Here is a 1070-nt window from a genome sequence, read left to right on the forward strand (position 1 = left end):
TGTTCTGTCCTGTGAGGTTGGGGACGCGGCTGGCGGGTGGCTTGCCTGCGAGTGCGGTGTGTCCGCGGTGGTGATTGTAGGTGTGGAGCCAGTCGGGGTAGGCGTCGCGGCGTTCCTGTTCGGTGCGGTAGGGCCTGGCGTAGGCCCACTCGTCGAGCAGGGTGCGGTTGAAGCGCTCGACCTTGCCGTTGGTCTGCGGCCGGTAGGGCCGGGTGCGTTTGTGCGTGATGCCCTCGACGGCGAGGGCATCACGCCACGGGTGCGAGCGGTAACAGGAGCCGTTGTCGGTCATCACGCGCTGGACGGTGATCCCCGCCCGGGCGAAGAACGCGTTCGCCCGGGTCCAGAACGCGGCGGCGGTCTCCTTGCGCTCGTCGGGCAGGATCTCGCTGTAGGCAAGGCGGGAGTGGTCGTCCACGGCGTTGTGCAGGTAGCTGTAACCGGCCCCGGAGCGGGTCCTGCGGCCGGCCTGGCGGCCGAGGGTCTTGTGGCCGCCGCCGTCGGGGATGTTGCCGAGCTTCTTGATGTCGACGTGGACCAACTCGCCCGGTGCGGCGCGTTCGTAGCGCCGCACCGGGCGGGCGGTGGCGCGGTCGAGGTGGGCCAGGCGGGCGAGGCGGTAGCGGACCAGGACCCGGTGGACGGTGGCCGGGTTGAGGCGGAGCAGGTAGGCGATGCGGGCCGGTCCCCAGCGGCGGAGCACCCGGACCTTGACGATCCGCCGCTCGGTGCGGGACGGCAGGCGGCGTGGGCTGCGGTGCGGCCGGCTGGAGTGGTCGCTCATGCCGGCCTCGCCGAGGGCTCGGTAGCGGTCCGCCCAGCGCTTGGCCGTCGTCGGCGAGACCTGGAAACGCTCGGCGGCCCTGCGCAGCGGCCAGCCGTCCTCGACCACGCAACGGGCCAGACGCAGGCGGCCGGTCTCGGTCAGCGGTGCGTTACGGTGTGGCATGAGGGCCTTTCTGGGAGCCGGTGCAGATGTCGCAATCCACACCGAGCCAGAAGGCCCTCACTCATTTCAAGATCACCCAGCCGTGAACCCCGTCACCAACCTCCGTGGTCAGTACACCTAG

At 70.7% G+C, this 1070-nt stretch carries 1 protein-coding gene; it reads right to left on the minus strand.

Features of this window, described 5'->3' with window-relative positions; all coding sequences use genetic code 11:
- On the minus strand, nt 1–949 hold a 949-nt coding region (locus tag ACFY2K_RS43490; RefSeq protein WP_387718684.1), incomplete at its 3' end, for an IS481 family transposase.
- Between the last annotated feature and the right edge of the window lie 121 nt (nt 950–1070).

It is taken from the genome of Kitasatospora sp. NPDC001309, from assembly GCF_042896295.1.
In the GTDB taxonomy this organism is placed as follows: Bacteria; Actinomycetota; Actinomycetes; order Streptomycetales; family Streptomycetaceae; genus Kitasatospora.